Annotated in this window: 16 protein-coding genes and 1 tRNA gene; 9 read left to right on the top strand and 8 right to left on the bottom strand. The window is 44.7% G+C overall.

Annotated elements, in window-relative coordinates; all coding sequences use genetic code 11:
• Positions 1-199: 199 nt before the first annotated feature.
• From phnA to AB4Z08_RS08670, 4 genes are all read left to right on the top strand, one after another.
• Positions 200-1447 carry a phosphonoacetate hydrolase gene (gene phnA / locus AB4Z08_RS08655; protein WP_441573326.1) on the top strand — a complete coding sequence of 416 codons (1248 nt, stop codon included), beginning with the start codon at positions 200-202 and terminating at the stop codon, positions 1445-1447.
• Positions 1448-1541: 94 nt separating this feature from the next.
• On the top strand, positions 1542-3017 hold the full coding sequence (gene phnY / locus AB4Z08_RS08660; RefSeq protein ID WP_441573327.1) for a phosphonoacetaldehyde dehydrogenase: 1476 nt from the start codon (positions 1542-1544) through the stop codon (positions 3015-3017).
• A gap of 141 nt (positions 3018-3158) precedes the next feature.
• Positions 3159-4481: a DUF5690 family protein gene (locus AB4Z08_RS08665; protein WP_441573328.1), complete on the top strand. Its 1323-nt coding sequence runs from the start codon at positions 3159-3161 to the stop codon at positions 4479-4481.
• A 5-nt stretch (positions 4482-4486) separates the two neighbouring features.
• Entirely contained in the window at positions 4487-5605 is a 1119-nt protein-coding gene (locus AB4Z08_RS08670) for a 2-aminoethylphosphonate--pyruvate transaminase (protein ID WP_441573329.1), read from the top strand.
• A gap of 93 nt (positions 5606-5698) precedes the next feature.
• Here AB4Z08_RS08670 and gcvH read toward each other — a convergent pair whose 3' ends face one another.
• Positions 5699-6082, bottom strand: coding sequence for a glycine cleavage system protein GcvH (gene gcvH / locus AB4Z08_RS08675; RefSeq protein ID WP_441573330.1), 384 nt, complete (start codon positions 6080-6082; stop codon positions 5699-5701).
• A gap of 293 nt (positions 6083-6375) precedes the next feature.
• Here gcvH and AB4Z08_RS08680 point away from each other — a divergent pair, with 293 nt between their 5' ends.
• Positions 6376-6951, top strand: coding sequence for a hypothetical protein (locus AB4Z08_RS08680; RefSeq protein WP_441573331.1), 576 nt, complete (start codon positions 6376-6378; stop codon positions 6949-6951).
• On the opposite strand, the gene AB4Z08_RS08685 is transcribed toward AB4Z08_RS08680, so the two are convergent.
• Genes AB4Z08_RS08685 through AB4Z08_RS08705 form a run of 5 tightly spaced genes read right to left on the bottom strand, consistent with a single transcriptional unit; the run spans position 6952 to position 14715 of the window.
• Entirely contained in the window at positions 6952-7710 is a 759-nt protein-coding gene (locus AB4Z08_RS08685) for a LytR/AlgR family response regulator transcription factor (protein WP_441573332.1), read from the bottom strand.
• A gap of 12 nt (positions 7711-7722) precedes the next feature.
• A complete protein-coding gene (locus tag AB4Z08_RS08690; RefSeq protein ID WP_441573333.1) occupies positions 7723-8829 on the bottom strand; it encodes a sensor histidine kinase in 1107 nt (368 codons plus the stop codon).
• Positions 8830-8888: 59 nt separating this feature from the next.
• Complete coding sequence (locus AB4Z08_RS08695; protein WP_441573334.1) at positions 8889-10307, bottom strand: efflux transporter outer membrane subunit; 1419 nt, start codon at positions 10305-10307, stop codon at positions 8889-8891.
• A 26-nt stretch (positions 10308-10333) separates the two neighbouring features.
• Positions 10334-13507 carry an efflux RND transporter permease subunit gene (locus AB4Z08_RS08700; RefSeq protein WP_441573335.1) on the bottom strand — a complete coding sequence of 1058 codons (3174 nt, stop codon included), beginning with the start codon at positions 13505-13507 and terminating at the stop codon, positions 10334-10336.
• Positions 13508-13542: 35 nt separating this feature from the next.
• Complete coding sequence (locus AB4Z08_RS08705) at positions 13543-14715, bottom strand: efflux RND transporter periplasmic adaptor subunit (protein ID WP_441573336.1); 1173 nt, start codon at positions 14713-14715, stop codon at positions 13543-13545.
• 521 nt (positions 14716-15236) lie between these two features.
• On the opposite strand from AB4Z08_RS08705, the gene AB4Z08_RS08710 reads away from it, so the two are divergent.
• Positions 15237-16679 carry an RICIN domain-containing protein gene (locus AB4Z08_RS08710; protein WP_441573337.1) on the top strand — a complete coding sequence of 481 codons (1443 nt, stop codon included), beginning with the start codon at positions 15237-15239 and terminating at the stop codon, positions 16677-16679.
• Positions 16680-16721: 42 nt separating this feature from the next.
• On the opposite strand, the gene AB4Z08_RS08715 is transcribed toward AB4Z08_RS08710, so the two are convergent.
• Positions 16722-17228 (bottom strand): GNAT family N-acetyltransferase, encoded by a 507-nt coding sequence (locus AB4Z08_RS08715; protein WP_441573338.1) that lies wholly within the window; start codon positions 17226-17228, stop codon positions 16722-16724.
• Positions 17229-17386: 158 nt separating this feature from the next.
• Between AB4Z08_RS08715 and AB4Z08_RS08720 the strand changes: the two genes are divergently transcribed.
• The 3 genes from AB4Z08_RS08720 (at position 17387) to AB4Z08_RS08730 (ending at position 18727) form a co-directional block, all read left to right on the top strand.
• Positions 17387-18265 (top strand): MBL fold metallo-hydrolase, encoded by an 879-nt coding sequence (locus AB4Z08_RS08720; protein WP_441573339.1) that lies wholly within the window; start codon positions 17387-17389, stop codon positions 18263-18265.
• Positions 18266-18391: 126 nt separating this feature from the next.
• Positions 18392-18465 (top strand) — tRNA-Pro (locus tag AB4Z08_RS08725).
• A 73-nt stretch (positions 18466-18538) separates the two neighbouring features.
• A complete protein-coding gene (locus AB4Z08_RS08730; protein WP_441573954.1) occupies positions 18539-18727 on the top strand; it encodes a GIY-YIG nuclease family protein in 189 nt (62 codons plus the stop codon).
• Between the two features lie 136 nt (positions 18728-18863).
• On the opposite strand, the gene AB4Z08_RS08735 is transcribed toward AB4Z08_RS08730, so the two are convergent.
• The gene (locus tag AB4Z08_RS08735) at positions 18864-19268 is read right to left on the bottom strand and encodes a hypothetical protein (protein WP_441573340.1); all 405 of its coding nucleotides are present in this window, start codon (positions 19266-19268) and stop codon (positions 18864-18866) included.
• Positions 19269-19408: the final 140 nt, after the last annotated feature.

Genomic DNA, 19408 nt, shown 5'->3' on the forward strand with positions numbered 1-19408 from the left:
TTTGCGTAAGTTTAGTATTTGTGAACTTTTAATCATAAATGTTTGTATATTTATACTATACTTTTATAAGTATAGCTAAACATTTGTCTTTCCGGGCGATAATAATGTGTTTACTAAAATAATTCTTTATTCAGGGAGCTAGCCATTGATGGCAGCTCCTTAAATGTTGTTTATAACATAATATAAAATAAAATCAGTGATGAGTAGTATTTCAACGCAGGCGTTTTCAGCAAATGGTATCCAATATACACCAGCTGCAAAACCTATTGTAGTAATCTGTATGGATGGGTCGGCAGATGAGTACCTGGACACCACCATGGCATTTGATCGTATGCCCAATCTGAAAAAAATGGCGTTAGCCGGTTACCGTGGCATGGTGCGTGGCGCCTTACCTTCTTTTACCAATGTAAATAACTCATCTATTGTAACCGGCGTTACACCGGCGGTACATGGTATCAGCGGTAACTTTTTCTATGATGCAGCGAAAGACCAGGAAGTGATGATGAACTCTGCAGAATACCTGAGAGCAGAGACTTTGCTGGCTGCTGCTGCTAATGCGGGAAGAAAAGTGGCGGTAGTTACTGCTAAAGAAAAACTGAGAGATATCCTTTCTCACAAAATGCAGGGCATTGCTATTTCCGCCGAAAAAGCAAACCAGGCAAAGAAAGAAACACATGGTGTAGACGGTGTGGAAGAAATTGTAGGACACCCTACTCCTGTTATTTATAGTGCTGATGCGAGTTTGTTTGTACTTCGTGCAGGCGTTGCCTTTATAGAGCATGGCCTGGCTGATTTTCTATACCTGTCGCTCACAGATTACATGCAGCACACATATGCACCCGATGCTGCTGCCTCACTGGATTTTTATGAAGCAATGGATGCGGAAATAGGAAAGCTGATAAAGCTGGGTGCCATTGTGGGCGCTACCGCAGATCATGGAATGAATGCAAAAGTAAAAGCCGATGGCAGCCCGAACGTATTGTTTGTGGAAGATATGCTGGAAGCGAAATTCGGAGAAAATGGTTTCCGCGTGATCTGCCCTATTACAGATCCTTATGTAAAGCACCACGGCGCTTTAGGGTCTTATGTAGTGGTACATGTAAATGATAAATCAAAGATCACTGAAATCAAAGACTGGCTGGCCATCCAACCAGGTATTACCGAAGTATATGACAAAGCCACTGCCGTACATGTGCTGGAGCAACCGGAAGACCGCATCGGTGATCTCGTAGTATTGTCCGGAAGAGATGTGGTAGTAGGCCGCCGTCCACAATACCACGACCTTTCCGCATTGGATGGTACTTTACGCTCCCACGGCGGACGCTATGAAGAAATGGTTCCGATGGTCATTTCCCATCCCCTGAATGAAACATACAAAATGAAAGCAGCTGGCGATCCAAGAAATTTTGACATTTTCGATTTCACCGTGAACGGAACAAATAATTAATACAGCAGCCACTTGCTACTTCAGTAAAACAGAGGAGGCATTGTAACCGTGCAGGTTCACAATGCCGCTTATCAAAAGCAAATAACTATTTATTATGAGCGAACCTCTCATTCCAACTATACAGGAAAAAGTCAGCAACCTGAACAACACATCTGTTATCACGCTGCCATGTTATGTTGCAGGAAAAGCTATTGAATCAGATAAAGTATTGGAAGTCCGCAGCCCCTATGATAATCGTTTAGTGGGTACCGTTACATTGGCGAATGCAACACATGCAGAACAAGCCATTGAAACGGCATTAAAAGGTGGACAAAAACTAACCAGGTACGAACGTTATGTGATCCTGGAAAAAACAAGACAACTGCTCACCGAGCGGAAGGAAGAATTTGCACAGGTTATCAGCGCAGAATCCGGTCTGGCTATCAGGGAAGCCCGCTATGAAACAGGCAGGGCACATGATGTGCTGATGTTTGCTGCCATTGAAGCGCTGAAGGATGATGGACAGATATTTTCCTGCGATATTTCACCCAGTGGTAAGGCGCGTAAAATTTTTACCCTGCGGGAACCCTTGTCACTGGCTGTTTGTATCACACCGTTTAATCACCCGCTTAACCAGGTAATACATAAAATTGCACCTGCTATTGCGGTAGGTACACCGGTGATCCTGAAGCCATCAGAAAAGACGCCACTCACTGCTGTGAAGCTGGTAGAACTCCTGTATGAGGCAGGATTGCCGCATTACATGCTGAGCGTACTGCTGGGACCTACCAAAGAAATAGCGGAGTCGCTGGTGAAAGACAGCCGTGTGGAAATAGTATCATTTACCGGCAGTGTAGCGGTAGGTAAACATATTGCTGCCACCGCAGGATACAAAAAAGTGATCCTGGAATTAGGGGGTAACGATCCATTGATTATTATGGAAGATGCAGACCTGGATAAAGCCGTATTCCTGGCTGCCGAAGGCGCATTCCGTAACAGTGGTCAGCGTTGCACTGCTGTAAAAAGAATACTGGTCCATGAAAAGATAAAAGATGCTTTTGTAGAAAAATTTGTGGCAAAAGCAAAAGAATATACCAGCGGTGATCCTGCCGACGAAAACACCAAAGTTGGTACCGTGATTGATGAAGCGGCGGCTATTTACCTGGAAACAGTGGTGAAGAAATCGGTGGAACAAGGCGCCAAAGTAGTACTGGACGGAAAAAGGAAAGGTGCATTACTGGGTCCCACCGTGATCATTGACGTGCCCAGAAACGCAGAAATGGTGGTGCATGAATCATTCGGTCCATTGGCTCCTGTGCTCACATTTACAGATATTGATGATGCAATTGCCTTAAGTAACAGTACGGCCTATGGTTTATCCAGCGGTATTGTTACCAATAATATGGAGTATGCGCTCCGCTTTGTAAAAGAATTAAAAGTAGGAACAGTGAACATTAATGAAGTACCTGGTTATCGCATCGAAAGCTCTCCTTTCGGCGGTATCAAGGATTCAGGGCTGGGGGTAAAGGAAGGCGTGATTGAAGCCATGAAATGCTTCACTTTTGTAAAAACATTTTCAATGCCATGGTGATGGTAAGAAAATAATCGATTCGTTTAAATAAAAGACGCTCCAGGATTACTTCCTTGCGGGGCTTTTTAGAATTGACTGGTGTAATAACTGGTTGTGCCGAAACTCAATACCATCTGTAAAAATTAGTAAAAATAATTTTCGATGAAATCAAAATCGAGTGTACTTAACAACCAACTTAACAGTTCAAAACCATTTTTTATTGCATGGTCTATGATAGCGGCTTTTGGCGCCTACTTTTGTATGTATGCCTTTCGTAAACCTTTTACTGCGGGTACTTATGCGGGGCATCATTTCCTGGAAATGGATTACAAAGCGGTATTGATTGTTGCACAGGCATTGGGATATATGACATCCAAGTTTATTGGCATTAAAATTATCTCCGAGCTGAAACCTAAAAATCGTCAGAAACTGATCATCAGCTTAATTCTTTTTGCAGAGGTGAGCCTTTTATTTTTTGGACTGGTACCTGCACCTTATAATTTCATTTTTCTTTTTTTTAATGGCCTGCCATTGGGAATGGTATGGGGTATTGTTTTTAATTACCTGGAAGGACGGCGATTTACAGAAGTATTAGGGATGGGATTGAGTATTAGCCTGATTGTATCATCCGGTATCTTAAAAACAGTTTACTTCACCATCCATGGCTGGTTGCCGGCTGTTCCTGAAATGTGGATGCCTTTTTTATTCGGTCTTTTCTTTTTGCCTTTATTTCTTTTTTTCTCCTGGATGCTTGCCAGGATTCCCGCACCTACGGAAACGGATAAACTTTTACGTGTGGAAAGAGTACCTATGACAAAAGAAGATAAGAAAGGCGTATTGAACGAAGTTGGAGCCGGTGTACTGTGCTTTGTGCTGATGTATGTCCTTTTGGCCACCATGCGTGATTTTCGTGATAATTTTTCTGTAGAAATATGGAATGAAATACAACCGTCCTGGGATAAATCGGTGTTTTCGCAAACAGAGATGATCAGCGGCCTGGTGGTATTGATTGCTGTAGGTTGTTTGTCGCTGATAAGAAATAATATCAAAGGATTTTGGGCCACGCAATGGCTGATTTTATTTGGGGTATTACTTTGCGGTGGGAGTACCCTGCTTTTTCAATTACACCAGCTTACACCGTTCTGGTGGATGCTACTAACGGGCATGGGCTTGTTTTTAGCCTATATCCCTATACAAGTAGCAGTTTTTGAGCGAATAATCGCACTATTTAAATTAAAAGCCAACGCCGGTTTTTTCATATATATCTGTGATGCATTAGGATATATGGGGAGTGTAGGGTTGCTTTTATACAAGGAGTTTTTCATGAGAGATATGAGTTGGTCTAAAGTACTGATGCATTTCAGTTACCTGCTCACCTTGACCTGCGTGGTACTACTATTGTTGGTTGCCTTATTTTTTAACCGTAAGATGGGGCGGAAAAACCCCACCATGAACAATCTGAAGAAACTACAACCTTTAATTTAATGAACATGAGTCAAAAGAAATTATTGTTTACACCTGGTCCGCTTTCCACCTCCCTCACCGTGAAAGAAGCGATGCTACGGGATATGGGGTCAAGAGATGATGAATTTGTAAATGCGGTGAAACAGATCCGTAGTGAATTATTAACACTGGCGCATGTTACAAAGGAAGATGGATATGAAACCGTATTGGTACAGGGCTCCGGTACGTTTGGTGTAGAAAGCGTAATTAGTAGTGTGGTGGGTAAAAATGATCACTTGCTCATCCTGGCTAATGGGGCTTATGGCGACAGGATTGCAAAAATGGCAGGGATTCATCAGCTGAACCACCAGGTAGTGAGATTTGCAGAAGATGAAATTGTAACAGCAGCAGCCACCAGGGAATTACTGAATGCCCATCCGGAAATAACACACGTAGCCTGTATCCATAGTGAAACAACCACCGGTTTATTTAATCCTATTGCTGAAATAGGTGCTGTTTGCCGGCAGTTTGGCAAAGTATTCATTGTGGATGCGATGAGTAGCTTTGGCGGTGTGGAAATGAATATGAAGGCGATGGAAATAGACTTCCTGGTGTCATCTTCCAATAAATGTATTGAAGGTGTGCCCGGCTTTGCTTTCGCCATCTGTAAAAAAAGTGAGCTGGAAAAAGCTAAAGGACAGGCACGCAGTCTGAGCCTCGATTTATACGAACAATGGGCAGGACTGGAAGGGAATGGACAATTCCGGTTTACACCTCCTACCCTGAGCCTGATGGCTTTCCGGCAGGCCATGCAGGAGCTGAAAGAAGAGGGCGGTATTGCTGCAAGAGAAAAAAGGTATAAAGAGAATAAGGCGGTATTGGACGAGGGGATGTCAGCTCTTGGATTCAAACAGTATCTCCGCCCCGAAATACAGGGACATATTATTTCTTCCTTCCTTTATCCGGAAGATCCTGCCTTTAACTTTGAACGCTTCTATGAGCTGCTGAATGACCGTGGATTTATCATCTATCCGGGAAAACTAGGCAAGGCCAATGCATTTCGTATCGGTAATATCGGACAGATATTTCCGGATGACGTGAGGGCATTGGTAGTGGCCATTGATGAGGTGTTGAAAGCAGAAAAGGTGGGTACAGTGGTAGCCTGATAGGGATGAATCTTTTTAACAATTCGGATTTTTTATTATATAAAAGGCTTACAGATTTTCTGTAAGCCTTTTATATAATACGTACCAGCCATGTTAGTTTTCTGCTGCACAGAAAGCATCATAAGCTTTGGCTGTCATCAGGTTTTTTACTTCATCAGGGGAACTCATTTTTATTTTGACCATCCAGCCTTCTCCATACGGATCTTCGTTCAGTATTTCCGGATCATCCTTTATGCTTTCATTTGTTTCCGTTACTTCTCCGCTTATAGGCGTAAAAAGATCAATAACGGCTTTCACCGATTCAACAGTGCCAAATGAGTCATTGGCCTCAACCTTATTAATGGATGAAAACAACTCTACAAACACGATATCGCTCAATTGCTTTTGGGCGAAAGCGGTGATGCCTATGGTCGCGATGTTGCCATTTACAAGCACCCACATATGGTCTTGTGAATAACGTAAATTGTCAGGTGTCACAGTGATGGAGGTTTAGTTATATTTGAGTTGGTATTACAACGTTTTTACCCGTTTTTTGTTTAGGAGGTTACTTTACAGTTAATAATTATTTAATGAGATACCAGCAAATAACCCCTATTTCTGCGCTTCAAAATTATATCCGGTTTTAATGGGTATAGCGATTCCGGAAATCATTAATTTACTGGTCAGCATGGCCGCGGGAATTTAAACAGGTGATTTTTCTCATGAAGACGATACACTCGAAATATTATTGCAACGGAAAAGGACATCCTTAATGGATTATCTCAAAACATATGCTGTTTAAACAAACACATCTTGACGGAATAAAATCCGGTGAAATATCCCTCGCCTTTCGCAGATGGAAGAAGCTCTCGGTGAAGGAAAACAGTGAAGTAAAGACCGCGGTGGGAGTTGTCCGCATAGGAAAAGTAAGCACCGTTAGCTTAACGGCCATCACGAAAAAAGAGGCAGTGGCAGCCGGATTTACGCAGTTGACCGACTTGCTGAAATTATTGCAATCTGTCCCCGAAGGAGATATTTACAGAATTGAGGTCCGTTATCATGCGGAAGATCCGCGCATATCTCTGCGGGAACAAACTGTATTGACTCCCGGGGCATTTGAGCTGCTACGCACTAAGCTGGCCAGGTTAGATCAGTACAGCAAACAGGGCGAATGGACCACTACATTATTAACTGTTATCCGCGATCATCCGAAATTAAAAGCGGCGGACCTCGCGGTTAAAACGGGAATGGAAAAGGATTGGCTGAAATTACATGTTAGAAAATTGAAGAACCTGGGATTAACAATCAGTCACGATCCCGGCTATACGCTTTCTCCATTGGGGACTGCATTTTTGGGCAGGTTGTAATCACTTATCCAGCCATTGTTTAAATAAGGGTACTTTTTCCTTACTCACCAGTACTTCTCTTTCCGGGTCGCGTTTGAGCTTGATTTTCAGCTTGCCACTGAAATAGTTTTGTATGTTATCGATGCTGCTGATATTGATAATATGCTGGCGGTTAGCGCGGAAAAACTGATTTGGATCCAGTTGCTCTTCCAGTTCATCCATGGTTTGTGTAAGGGCCACCTGGGTTTTATCTTTCAGTACCAGGTGAGTAACGTTGAAAGCATAAAATATAAAGTCAACATCATCTACCAATACTGTTTTATAGCCATCGCGGAACGGCAGCATAAACCGGGTACGGTAGGTAACTTCTTTTTGTTTGAAAAACTGAAGTAACTGTTCCACCATTTCCGTAGGACCGGGTTGTGGCGCGTGTTTTTTAATGCCTTCCAGCGCCTGTTGCAGATCATCTTTTTCAATAGGTTTCAGCAGGTAATCTACACTGTTCACTTTAAATGCGCGGATCGCGTATTCATCGTAGGCGGTGGTGAAGATAACAGGACAGGAAAGTTCAACTTGGGGGAAGATGTCAAACGACAAGCCATCTGCCAGGCGTATATCCATTAATGCTACATCGGGATGGGGGTGTTGCTTGAACCAGTCTACGCTGGCGGAAACAGTATCCAGGGTTGCTTCTATGATGATAGCAGGTGAAATATCCAGCAGGATATTTTTTAAACGGGTAGCGTTTGGTTTCTCATCTTCAATAATCACAACGCGCATGACAGTTAGTTTTTAAAAATCAAGTAAAGGCAGTATCACCATAAACTGTCCGTTTTCTTCTTTAATTGCTGTAGACAGATCAGACAGTAGTCGATACCGGTTCCGGATATTCTCCAGGCCCAGTTTGGTTGACGGAATGTTGGTCGGGATGAGCTGTATATTATTGCTGACAGTTAGTTTACCAGCGTCATCGAGGTAAATACGAATATGTAAAGGTTGTGCTGCGGATGCCACATTATGTTTGATTGCATTTTCGATCAGCAGTTGCAGCGTGATTGGCGGAATGCCTCTGGAATTAATGGCTTCCGGAATGTTGGTTTGTATATCTACATTTTCCCCGTGACGGATTTTTATGAGGAAAGCAAAGGCCTGTATAAACTTCAATTCTTCCCGCAGGGTAATGATATCGTTATTGAGGTTGATGATCATGTAGCGGTACACCCTCGATAGATTTTCGAGGAATGACAGGGCTGTACTTTTATCTTCCTCGATGAGCGCCGACAGTGTACTGAAATTATTGAACATGAAATGCGGGTCCAGCTGTAGTTTCAGCGATTGCAACTCCGCCTGCATGGCAATCTGTTTCAGTTCCGCCGCGTTGAGTTTTAATTCGGCGGCTTCCAGCATGGATGTTTTCCAGCGTTGCAGCAGGTAGTTCCCGGTTTGTACTGCGCTGATCAGAATTGACATCATCACACATACAAACACAAACTGCCATTCGTCCAGTTTATCCGGGCCGTTTTCTTTTAAATCGGGTGGCGGGCCAAATAAAAAGCTAAGTACTACTGTGAGGATGGTTAATAACAGGAAAACAGAAATGACCTGGCAAAACAACTGTGCAATGAATCGTTTTAATGGCCATTTTTCCCAGGGTATCCGTTTATCCATCCACCGGGCGGAGAGGAGGCTGAACTCCGTAATCAATCCACATACGAGCATCATTACCGACCATTCAATCAGCAGTTCCTTCCAGCTCCTGGTATGTATTACGGTCCAGTATTTACTGTATGGATTTACCAGGTAAGATAACAGGAAGTACAGGAGAAATATCATGGGAATGATGAATATCCTGTAATACCTGTTGAATAATTTTGTTTGTTTGGTTTGGTAGAGATTCATTGTTTGTGTTTAGTAAGCAGTACAGCCACGCTTAAATATAAATAATTCGGTGGTACTTCTTACTTCCAGCCTCCACCCAATGAGCGGTAGAGGTCAACTGTTGCACTCAGGCGGTCGCGCTGCAGGGCTGCCAGGTCGAGTTCACTTTGTAATACATTGCTTTGGGCTGTGATGACTTCCAGGTAGGTAGCCATACCACTTTGAAACAGCAGGCTGGCATTCCGGGTAGCGCTTTGCAGCTTTTCTACCCGCACCTGCGTGATAGCATGCTGCGATTGCAGCTTGTCTATTTTTACTAATGCGTCAGACACTTCTCCTACGGCTGCGAGCACTGATTTTTTAAATTCAAATGCTGATTTCTCCCATTCTATTTTCGCTGTTTCCCAGTCTGTTTTTAATTTCCTCCGTTGGAAGATGGGCTGTGTAAGACTGCCGCCTACTGTTTCAAAAAGGCTGCCTGGTATATTTAACCAATTACTTGCTTTAAATGAGTTGACGCCTGCGCTGGCAGTGATATTCAATGCCGGGTACATGCTGGCACGGGCAGCACCGGTGCGGGCATTGGCTGCCTGCACTGCCAGTTCTGCGGCATGTACGTCGGGCCGCTGTGTTAATATAGCTGCCGGAACGCCTGCTGATAAAGGCAAATCAAAACGTACGGTCTCCAGCCGGCTGCTGCGGGCAATGTTGCCCGGGAGGTTACCGGTGAGTATTTGCAGTGCATTTTCCTGCAGGATGATTTCCTGCTCTATTTTGGGTAGCAGGGCTGCAGCCACCTGCCGCTGGGCCTGTGTTTGTTCAATGGCCAGCGTATTGATTTGTCCGGAAGTAAATTGCAGCTGCATCATTTGTAGGGTGCTGTCTGTCAGGGCCAGGTTCTTAGCGGCGATATCTTTTTGTGTATCCAGCATGAGGAGGTTGTAGTATCCCTGTGCCACATCGCTCACAATGCGGGTTTGTACTGCTTTCGATGCTTCTGTCGTTTGCAGGTAGGCAGCCAGGGCTGCTTCTTTCAGCCGGCTGATTTTCCCCCAGGCTACTACTTCCCAGCTAAGTCCCAGGTTAGCGTTATAGTCGTCCATGTACTTGGTGCCCATGTACTGCTCCGATAAAGAGCCATTTAAGCTGTTTTTAGACGGCCAGTTACGATTAGCCTGCACCTGCAGGTTGAGCTCCGGTAAGGCGCCTGCGCGGGCTGCTTTGGCCGATTGCGCGGCAGCTGCCACGTTTTTCAGTGCCACCTGCAAATCAAAGTTGCGTGCCATGGCACTGTCGATCAGTGTTTGCAATACCGGGTCCGTGAAAAATGTTTTCACCGGCAGCAGACCAATATTGTTACTGTCAGCCGGCAACGTGGCATTGCGATATTGTTCCGGTAAAGTAGTAGCTGGTCTGCTGTAATCTTTGCCCACCCTGCAGGCCGTAACTATGCTGCCAAACATAGCTACGGTCAGGAAAAGTGATATATGCTTGTTCATTTTTTTTCTGTTTTGGGAGATGAGGATTAAACGGTAGTTGCTGCCATTGCCGGTTCATATGTCGTTACCTGTTTTTTACCGGAAACTTTCTCCTGTAAAAACTGGAAGATGACGAACAACACCGGGATGATGAATACACCGAGTATGACACCCGATAACATACCACCGGCGGTACCAATACTGATAGAGTGATTACCCAGTGCAGAAGGCCCTTTTACTGTCATCAGCGGAATCAGACCCGCCACAAAAGCCAGCGATGTCATGATGATAGGTCGCAATCTCAGTTTCGCGGCTTCCAGTGCAGCGGACAACAGCGGCTTACCGGCATGGCGGCGTTGTACCGCAAATTCCACGATCAGGATGGCATTTTTAGCCAGCAGACCTATCAGCATCACCAGTCCTACCTGGACATAAATATTGTTTTCTATGCCCGCCATCCGGATAGCCAGGAACACGCCCAGTATACCGGTAGGGATGGATAATAATACAGCCAGTGGCAACAGGTAGCTTTCGTATTGTGCTGCCAGCAGGAAGTATACAAAAACGATGGCCAGGGCAAATATCATTACCATCTGGTTGCCGGAAGTAGTTTCTTCCTTGCTCAATCCTGTCCACTCAAAACTGAATCCGGCAGGAAGTTTGGCGGCAGCTAACTTTTCTACCGCCTTGATGGCATCACCGGTACTATACCCTGGTTTAGGCATGGCATTAACGCTGATGGAGTTGAAGAGATTATAGCGGTTCATCATTTCCGGTCCATACATTTTCTTCAGCGTAATGATACTGTTTACAGGCACCATCTGCCCCTGGTCATTTTTTACAAAAATGCCTTCCAGGCTGGCGGCGTTATTGCGGGATTCAGGCGTAGCCTGCACCATTACCCGGTAGTACTTACCGAAGCGGTTAAAGTCATTTGCCTGGTTACTACCATAATAGGTTTGTAAAGTCATCATCAGTTCGCTGATGCTTACGCCCAGTTGTTTGGCTTTCACGGCATCCACTAATATTTCGTATTGCGGGAAATCTGCTTTGAACATGGTAAAGGCGACGCCTATCTCCGGTGTCTGCATCATTTCACCAATGAACTTGTTGGCGGTTTCACTGAATTTTTCCACTGATCCGCCGGTGCGGTCCTGTAATACAAGTTCAAGTCCGCTGAAGGTACCAAATCCGGGTACCGTAGGGAAGGTAAACACGCTGAAGGTACCTTCTTTGATAGTGCCCAGCTGTTGATTTAACAGCCCCACGATGTCGTCTATCTGCTGCACTTTACCACGTTCTTTAATAGGCTTTAGTTTCACGAAACCCATGGCATACGCGGGACTGGCGCCATTACTGAGAATATTATACCCGGAGATACTGGTAGTGGATGCTATCATGGGCATATCTTTCAGGACACTATCTGCCTTACGTAATACCTGTGTAGTACGATCCAGTCCTGCCCCGGCAGGAAGTGACAGGGAGAACGCCACAAAGCTGCCATCTTCATTCGGGATGAACCCTTTGGGAGTGGTCAGCATCATCCATGCCGTAGCAGCAGTGATCAGCGTTAGCGCGCCCATGCTCACCCATTTATGTGAGATCAACCATTTTACACCACGGGTATATTTATTGGTCATGGTTTGGAAACTGGTATTGAATGCGGTGAAGAACCTGCCCGCAAATCCCTGTTTGGCATGTTCGGAGCCATCTTCACCCGCATGGGTGTTTTTCAGGAACAGTGCACACAGCGCAGGGCTCAGTGTCAGCGCATTTAATGCGGATATCAGGATGGCGATGGCCAGTGTAAAGGCGAACTGCCGGTAGAATACGCCGGTAGGACCTTCCATGAAACCAACAGGCAGAAATACCGCTGCCATCACGAGTGTAATAGATACAATGGCGCCGGTGATTTCACTCATCGCCGACATGGTGGCTGCCTTTGCCGGCAGATGCGTGCGCTCCATTTTGCTATGCACTGCTTCCACTACCACAATCGCATCATCCACCACAATACCAATGGCCAGTACCAGGGCAAACAGGGTGAGCATGTTGATAGAGAAACCCATCATCAGCAGGAAGAAGAAAGTACCTACCAATGATACCGGAACGGCGATCGCCGGAATGAGGGTTGATCTGAAGTCCTGCAGGAACAGGAATACGATTACAAATACCAGGATGAATGCTTCCACCAGGGTAGACTTTACCTGGTTGATGGATACATCCAGCTGTTCCTTGGTACTCATCGTTACATCGTATTTTATTCCTTTGGGGAATGTTTTGGCCGCATTGTCCATCACCTTTTTAATAGCTGTTTGTATGGCGTTGGCGTTGGAACCATTGGTCTGAAAGATGGCCATCGTTACCGCATCCTTTCCGTTTACGCGGTTGTCTGTGGTATAGTTGGCAGACCCCAGTTCTATGCGGGCGACGTCTTTCAGGTATAGTACGGAACCATCGGGAGCTGCGCGGATCACTATTTTTTCAAACTGCTCGGGCAGGTTGAATTTTCCTTTGTAATTGATCACATAGGATAATGGTTCATTGGTGCCTTCTCCGAATTTACCCGGTGCAGCTTCTACGCTCTGGTCTCGGATGGCGGCCATGACTTCTGCTGGCGTAACGTTGTAAGCCGACAGCTGTGCGGGTTTCAGCCACACCCGCATGGCATAGTCTTTAGCACCAAAGATCTGCGCCTGGCCTACACCCGGGATACGTTTGATTTCCGGAATTACATTGATCTTGGTGAAGTTCTGGAGGAACGCCTCATCATATTTATTTTTATCCTCGCTGTAAACATCCAGGATCATGATCATACCACTCTGCTGTTTGGTGGTAGTGATGCCGGCCTGCACTACTTCTGTGGGAAGCTGGCTGGTTACCTGTGACACCCGGTTCTGCACATTTACGGCTGCCTGATCGGGGTCTGTTCCCAGTTTAAAGTAAACGGTGACGGAGCCTACGCCATCATTGCCTGCATTCGACTGGATATAAGTCATGTTCTCCACGCCGTTGATGGCCTCTTCCAGCGGGGTTACTACTGCACGCAATACCGTGGCGGCATTACCGCCGGGAAAGGAGGCACTTACCACTACGCTGGGTGGTGCAATGTCGGGGAACTGCGTAATCGGCAGGCGGGAAAGGCCTACCAGCCCCAGGATGACCAGGATAACGGATATCACCGTAGCGAGTACGGGACGTTGTATTATTTTATTCAGCATAACTCAGTATCTTTTTGTGCAGCGGAGCTGCGCACTTATTTTCTTTGTGTTTGTGCAGTGTCTGTCCTGGTACCGGCAGGTATTACCGGGGTGCCTTCCATCAGGGTTTCGATGCCGGCAGTAACTATTTTATCGCCACGTTTCAGGCCATCTTTTACGATGAATTGATCGCCATTGCTGCCTGCGAGCTGTATAATCCGGCGTTTGACAATGTTGCTGTCACCCAGTTCGTATACAAATACCTTGTCCTGCATTTCCAGGGTGGCAGATTGTGGTACCTGGATGATGCCAGTATAGAGTTGTTCTATTTTCACTTTCCCGGTATTGCCAGAACGTAGTGTGGCAGTGGGATTAGGGAATGTTGCCCGCAGGCTGATAGCCGCTGTGGATTTATTAAATTGGCCATCTACCATTTCAATACGTCCTTTCTGTTGGAATATATCGCCATTGGACAATATCAGTGTAACGGGGCGTAGCTGGTGTAGTTGCTGTTGCAGCGTACTGCCGGAAGCGCCTTTGCTGAAATTCATGAAGTCATTTTCGCTCATAGAGAAATAGGCATATACTTCACTGATATCAGACAAGGTGGTGAGCGGGGTGGCATCTGCTTTTCCAACAAGGTTACCTACTCTTTTGGGGATACGGCCAATGTAGCCGCTTACGGGGGCTTTCACCAATGTAAACCCAACATTGATTTGTGAGGCGGCAACGGCAGCCCTGGCCTGTTCTACATTGGCTTTGGCTGTCTGCAAAGTGGCCATGGCCGTTTTTAATTGCATTTCGGCCACTACTTTATTGGCTACCAGCGGTTTTACCTTGTCTACTTCCAGCTCTGCCGCCGTAACGGACGACTCCATGGCATGCAGGTTTGCCATATCCTTATTCAGCTGTTCCCGGTAGGGTCGGTCATTGATCTGGAAAAGGGATTGGCCGGCTTTTACGAAGCTGCCTTCGTCTACAAATATTTTATCAAGATAACCATCTACCTGTGTACGTATATCTACATTTACCTTGCCTTCCAGCATAGCGGAATATTCGCTGCTGGTGATGGCGCTGGTAGTATCCAGTGTGGTAACAGGTAGCTCTGGCGCCGCTGCTGCGGCGGCATCTGATCCGGCGCTGGCGCTGCAACCATAAAGTGCCGCTGATAGTAAGCCTGCTATCATCAGTCCGGGTAATATATTGCTGTAAGCTGTTTTATACTTCATTGCCATCTGATTATTTTTTGCGTAATGGAGAACAAATATCAATCGTGGAGGCAGGTGGGAGCAGGAGAAAGTAAATGAACCGGAAAAAAAGAGGGATGAACCGGAAAAAGAGCGGAATGAAAATAAACCGCCTTTTATTTTTAGCGATGATATAGAAACGGTTAGGATAAATACTATAAGTATTTTCTAAGGGCCCTTGTAAATTCAACACATTTAATGTAGATTTATAATCACATGAAAAGTGGGGAGCACTACAACGCAGCAATGAAGCGATATCCCCAGAGCAACCAAAATCGATGAAAGGCCCGGTGAACAACAAAAAGGCACTATCCAAACCAGCACTCATGAATCAGTTTTCCCGTTTACATTAACCGTTCAAACCAGTACAATGAGAAATTATTGTGCCCGTATCTTTTTGCTATTTAATTAACCAACCAATAACTATGACCCTGTTATCAATAGCGCATTAATCATGCTGGCTACCAGCATTTATTTATTGTAAAAACCAAAAATTCCAGACAATGAAAAAAAATCAATTGTTCCGGCTGGCAGCCGCCACGCTGAGTATTGCCTGTATCATGGCTTCCTGCAAAAAAGATCAAACCAGCTCCAGCAACAATGAAAAGATGACGGCTCCGCCGGACAAAATGGTACGAACTCCTTATGGTATGGTATCTGCCGACCATGTATTTGAAGTGGATAATAAAACCACTGCCAGGATAACAGACGGGCGGCTGCAAAAGGTGGAAATAGCCTCCGGAAAAGTGATCCAGGACATTGGCGCATTGTCAAAGGAGGAGTTGGCTGCCACTAATCCTTATAAGTATGCGATGAAATTTAAAAGCCAGGTCAGCACCGGCACAGAACGCATTGCATCGGCAGCAGCCGCTGACGGGACTAACTATCCCGGCTATACGGTAGTGGCAGCAGCCAGCAACATCAAATCTTTTTCTACCAACTGGATTGTGCCCGGTATACCACAACAAGCCAGCAGCACTGCCACCACCTTTTTGTGGAATGGTATTGATGGTGGTGCGCTGCAACCAGTGCTGATGTGGGGCGGGACTGCAGGTGGTGCATTTTATGCCATTGCCAACTGGTATTTTTTAGCAGGTAATTATTTCCATGGCCAATACGTAAATGTATCCCCAGGTACTGCACTGCAAGGCGTTATTACCTACATTTCCAACGATGGCACCAACTGGGTGTATAAGGAATCATTTACGGGGTATCCCGCAGCAGATGTAACAGTAACACGTCCTACAGAAGCCACCGGTGTAATAGAATGCTGGGAAGCATATACCAATGATATTACCCAGTGGCCCAATGATCCGTTTGTAAGCATGAACAACATAAAACTAACTACGCGTACAGGCACACCACCAGCTACTTTTAACTGGTCAGTTTCCGGTGGACCTATTACCACACCTTCCGGTAATAACACCGTAATTGTAAACAGCAGCACCAGCAACGGAGAAATTGATTTCTATTTTGGAGGTAGTACAAGTGGTGGTGGTATTATTTCGGGAGCCACCTATAAAATTATTTCCGCTACCAATAATACCAGCTTACTGGATGTAACTGCAAGCGGCACCGCCGATGGAACCAAAGTAGAATTATGGAGTAATAATTCGCCATCTACCAATAATCAACAATGGAAAGTAACGAGCATTGGCGGTGGCAATTACAAATTACAACCGCTGCATGCGCTTACCAAAGCATTGAATGTAAATGGCGGCGGAACTGCCAATGGTACACAGGTAGATATTGCTACTGATAACGGCAGCACTGCGCAACAATGGCAAATCATTAGTGCCGGTGGTGGATACTATAATGTAAAACCCATAGTAGCAACGGGGTCTTCGCTTGATGTATACAGCAACAATACTGCAAATGGTACCAAGATAGAGATCTGGAGCAGCAACACTTCCAATGCACAGAAATTTAAATTTGTGCAGCAATAAAGAAATAATAAACCGGAGGCAATAACAGGCACCTCCGGTTTATTACAATGGTATTTCAAATAAGCTGGAAGTGCCGCCCCTGTAGTGCGCTGGTAATTCCGGTGCATCGCCGGTAGCGATAATGCCCAGGTAATTGAATCCACAGCTTACATAGTAATCATTCAGTTTGTCGTTGCCACTTCCTGTATCCATCCTGACAAACTCTTTCCCATTTTCTGTTGCATAAACTTTAGCCCAGACTACTATACTTTTTACATAACCATTACCCCGGAAATCCGGATGGGTGGCTATACGGTGAATATAAATGGCCGGATCTTTATCCTTCTCTTTCCAGATAAAGGGATCTTCAAAAGCAATGGAAAAAACGCATACGATCTGGTTGTCCGCTACTATCTTCCACAATCTTTTTTCGCGGATTTCATTTTCTATCAGTGTCCTGTCAAATCCCAGCCAGTGCTTCTGGGCAACTTTTTTCTGGAGGATGGTGCCCGCATCATACAAGCTGAATATGATGTCAATGTCTTCGATAGTGCCGTTGATAATTTTCATGATAAAGTATGAATTTAGCGAGGGTAAAATTCAAACTTTAATATGAATTAAAACAGATGCAGTTTTGTTTATTTTTACCAGATCAGATTTGAGATAAGTCTTTATAGAAAAGGTTTGCTGTAATATATCTATCTTTATAATATAACAATAGCTGACAGATGAAATTAACAATATCAGGATACTCTACTGCATTGTTTGCTACCTGGTACCTTTTGGAAGAACTGGGTATTTTAATGGATGCAGGTGATGGACTTACAGCCGCATTATTACAGAAGAGCAGGAAAATTAATTATGTATTTATTTCGCATGCCGATCGGGATCACCTGACCGGATTATTGCAACTTAACCAGTTAAATGCAAGGGAAGGTTTTCCCGTGATCTGCTATCCACGCGATAGCAAATCGTTTCCGGCCATGGAAGAATTCCTGAAAAAATTTGATCCAAATACAACAGGTGTACAATGGAAGGCCGTTGCCCCCGGTGATGAAATATGGGTGAAAGAAGACCTGGTGGTGGTGCCTATCCGCAATGAACATGTAACAACCGACAAAAATATAATCAGAAGTCTGAGTTATAAAGTGATGCAGGTAAAGCAGAAAGTAAAACCGGAGCTGGCTGGTTTGCCGGCATCAGCACTTAAGCAGATCATCATGGACAAAGGCAAGGAAAGCACTACCATGGAAGTAAGGACTAACCTGGTCGGGTATTCCGGTGATACGCCCGTAGCAGATCTGCAACGATGGGATCAGTCGGGCATACTGATTCATGAAGCCACTTTTTTAGCCAGTGAAGGAGATGTGAAAATGATTGCCCATAAAAATAAGCATAGTAAACTGGAAGAAGTAATGGAAATGATCAGTCAGATTTCCGTGCAACAACTCATACTGGGGCACTTCTCCTCGCGATATTCAGCGGAACAGATAGATCGCAGCATCAAAGATTTATGCGGGAAATATGCGATAAATATCCCCGTATTCCGGTTGTTACCCGGACTAACAGTGAAGGATATATTATCCGGTGATCCGGTTAATAAGTAACGTGGTGGCTGGTTTTAGAGATGCGTATTTGTTGGCCGGAATTTATTTTACGAAAATTTTTTCGCAGGATTTGTTTTTGTGAACTTTTATTTCCTACATTTGCATCCCGCTACAAAAGGTCGGAGACGGGGCGTAGCGTAGCCCGGTATCGCGCCTGCTTTGGGAGCAGGAGGTCGCAGGTTCGAATCCTGCCGCCCCGACTAGAAACAAAAAAGCTTCACAGTGTAAACTGTGAAGCTTTTTTGTTTCTAGTCGAGCTTTCACTTTGTTTATATACTTCAAAGCGAAACAACTCACAGATATTACGTGGACGAATCCTCAGACGTTTCAACGCGTTTACTCCGGCACAATGCAAAATCAACAACAAGTACAAGGCATGGAGTGCCGTGGAAAATAGTTCATATCATCACTTGCGTAGACAGAACTGCCGCTTTATTGTTAGAGAAGAAGATCAAAGGGTGAGGAATCGGGCGTTGCACCGATGGCCTTTCTTTCTTGTGACAAACTTAGAAAATAAACCACCGTCATGATGATTACGAAAACGGGGAGCTAAATAAGGGTAGTTGTTGCGCTTAAATGTCAGGGCAATTGCTTTATACTATGTGTTATACAGCAAATAATAGGAAAAGACTAAATTACCTATTACTGAAAGTACTGCGCCGAAAACAATCCATCCACCAAGCCTGTTCTCCTTTTCTGGTAATTGGTCAAACTCATTCACAATATTTCTCCATTGGTCCCTGCTATTAAAAATAAAATAATTAGGAAGCACTATCAGCAAAAGACCTGCACCAGGAATAATTAGTCTCAGATTTTCAATATTCATGGTCAAATTCCGACCGAAAAAGGTCAGATAATATACCAAAACAGACAAAGGAATAAATAAAACCAATACGTCAAGTGACAAAGCGGCCTTCCAATCAGTTAACCATACGGATGGACCTCTCTGATAATACTTGTACAGCTTATAGAATAAATAATAGTAGGCTTTTTTTATACTCATCTCCTATACTTTTATACTTCATACAGAGCAGTTATATTTTTAACTGTTTCCCTTGGGTTTGAGTTCATATCAGCTATTGTGAAGTTACACATTTTCTCTTTATCTGATGTTAAAGGAGCTCATGTAGATTTGAACAACAA

Source organism: Chitinophaga sp. RAB17 (assembly GCF_052114225.1).
Lineage (GTDB): Bacteria > Bacteroidota > Bacteroidia > Chitinophagales > Chitinophagaceae > Chitinophaga.

What these genes read in the sequence shown, in the direction of transcription:
- AB4Z08_RS08680 (WP_441573331.1), top strand. Translation starts at nt 6,376, where the DNA reads ATGCTGTTTAAACAAACACATCTTGACGGAATAAAATCCGGTGAAATA.
- AB4Z08_RS08700 (WP_441573335.1), bottom strand. Translation starts at nt 13,507, where the DNA reads ATGCTGAATAAAATAATACAACGTCCCGTACTCGCTACGGTGATATCC.
- phnY (WP_441573327.1), top strand. Translation starts at nt 1,542, where the DNA reads ATGAGCGAACCTCTCATTCCAACTATACAGGAAAAAGTCAGCAACCTG.
- AB4Z08_RS08720 (WP_441573339.1), top strand. Translation starts at nt 17,387, where the DNA reads ATGAAATTAACAATATCAGGATACTCTACTGCATTGTTTGCTACCTGG.
- phnA (WP_441573326.1), top strand. Translation starts at nt 200, where the DNA reads ATGAGTAGTATTTCAACGCAGGCGTTTTCAGCAAATGGTATCCAATAT.
- AB4Z08_RS08690 (WP_441573333.1), bottom strand. Translation starts at nt 8,829, where the DNA reads ATGAATCTCTACCAAACCAAACAAACAAAATTATTCAACAGGTATTAC.
- AB4Z08_RS08705 (WP_441573336.1), bottom strand. Translation starts at nt 14,715, where the DNA reads ATGAAGTATAAAACAGCTTACAGCAATATATTACCCGGACTGATGATA.
- AB4Z08_RS08695 (WP_441573334.1), bottom strand. Translation starts at nt 10,307, where the DNA reads ATGAACAAGCATATATCACTTTTCCTGACCGTAGCTATGTTTGGCAGC.
- AB4Z08_RS08710 (WP_441573337.1), top strand. Translation starts at nt 15,237, where the DNA reads ATGAAAAAAAATCAATTGTTCCGGCTGGCAGCCGCCACGCTGAGTATT.
- AB4Z08_RS08685 (WP_441573332.1), bottom strand. Translation starts at nt 7,710, where the DNA reads ATGCGCGTTGTGATTATTGAAGATGAGAAACCAAACGCTACCCGTTTA.
- AB4Z08_RS08670 (WP_441573329.1), top strand. Translation starts at nt 4,487, where the DNA reads ATGAGTCAAAAGAAATTATTGTTTACACCTGGTCCGCTTTCCACCTCC.
- AB4Z08_RS08715 (WP_441573338.1), bottom strand. Translation starts at nt 17,228, where the DNA reads ATGAAAATTATCAACGGCACTATCGAAGACATTGACATCATATTCAGC.
- AB4Z08_RS08735 (WP_441573340.1), bottom strand. Translation starts at nt 19,268, where the DNA reads ATGAGTATAAAAAAAGCCTACTATTATTTATTCTATAAGCTGTACAAG.
- AB4Z08_RS08665 (WP_441573328.1), top strand. Translation starts at nt 3,159, where the DNA reads ATGAAATCAAAATCGAGTGTACTTAACAACCAACTTAACAGTTCAAAA.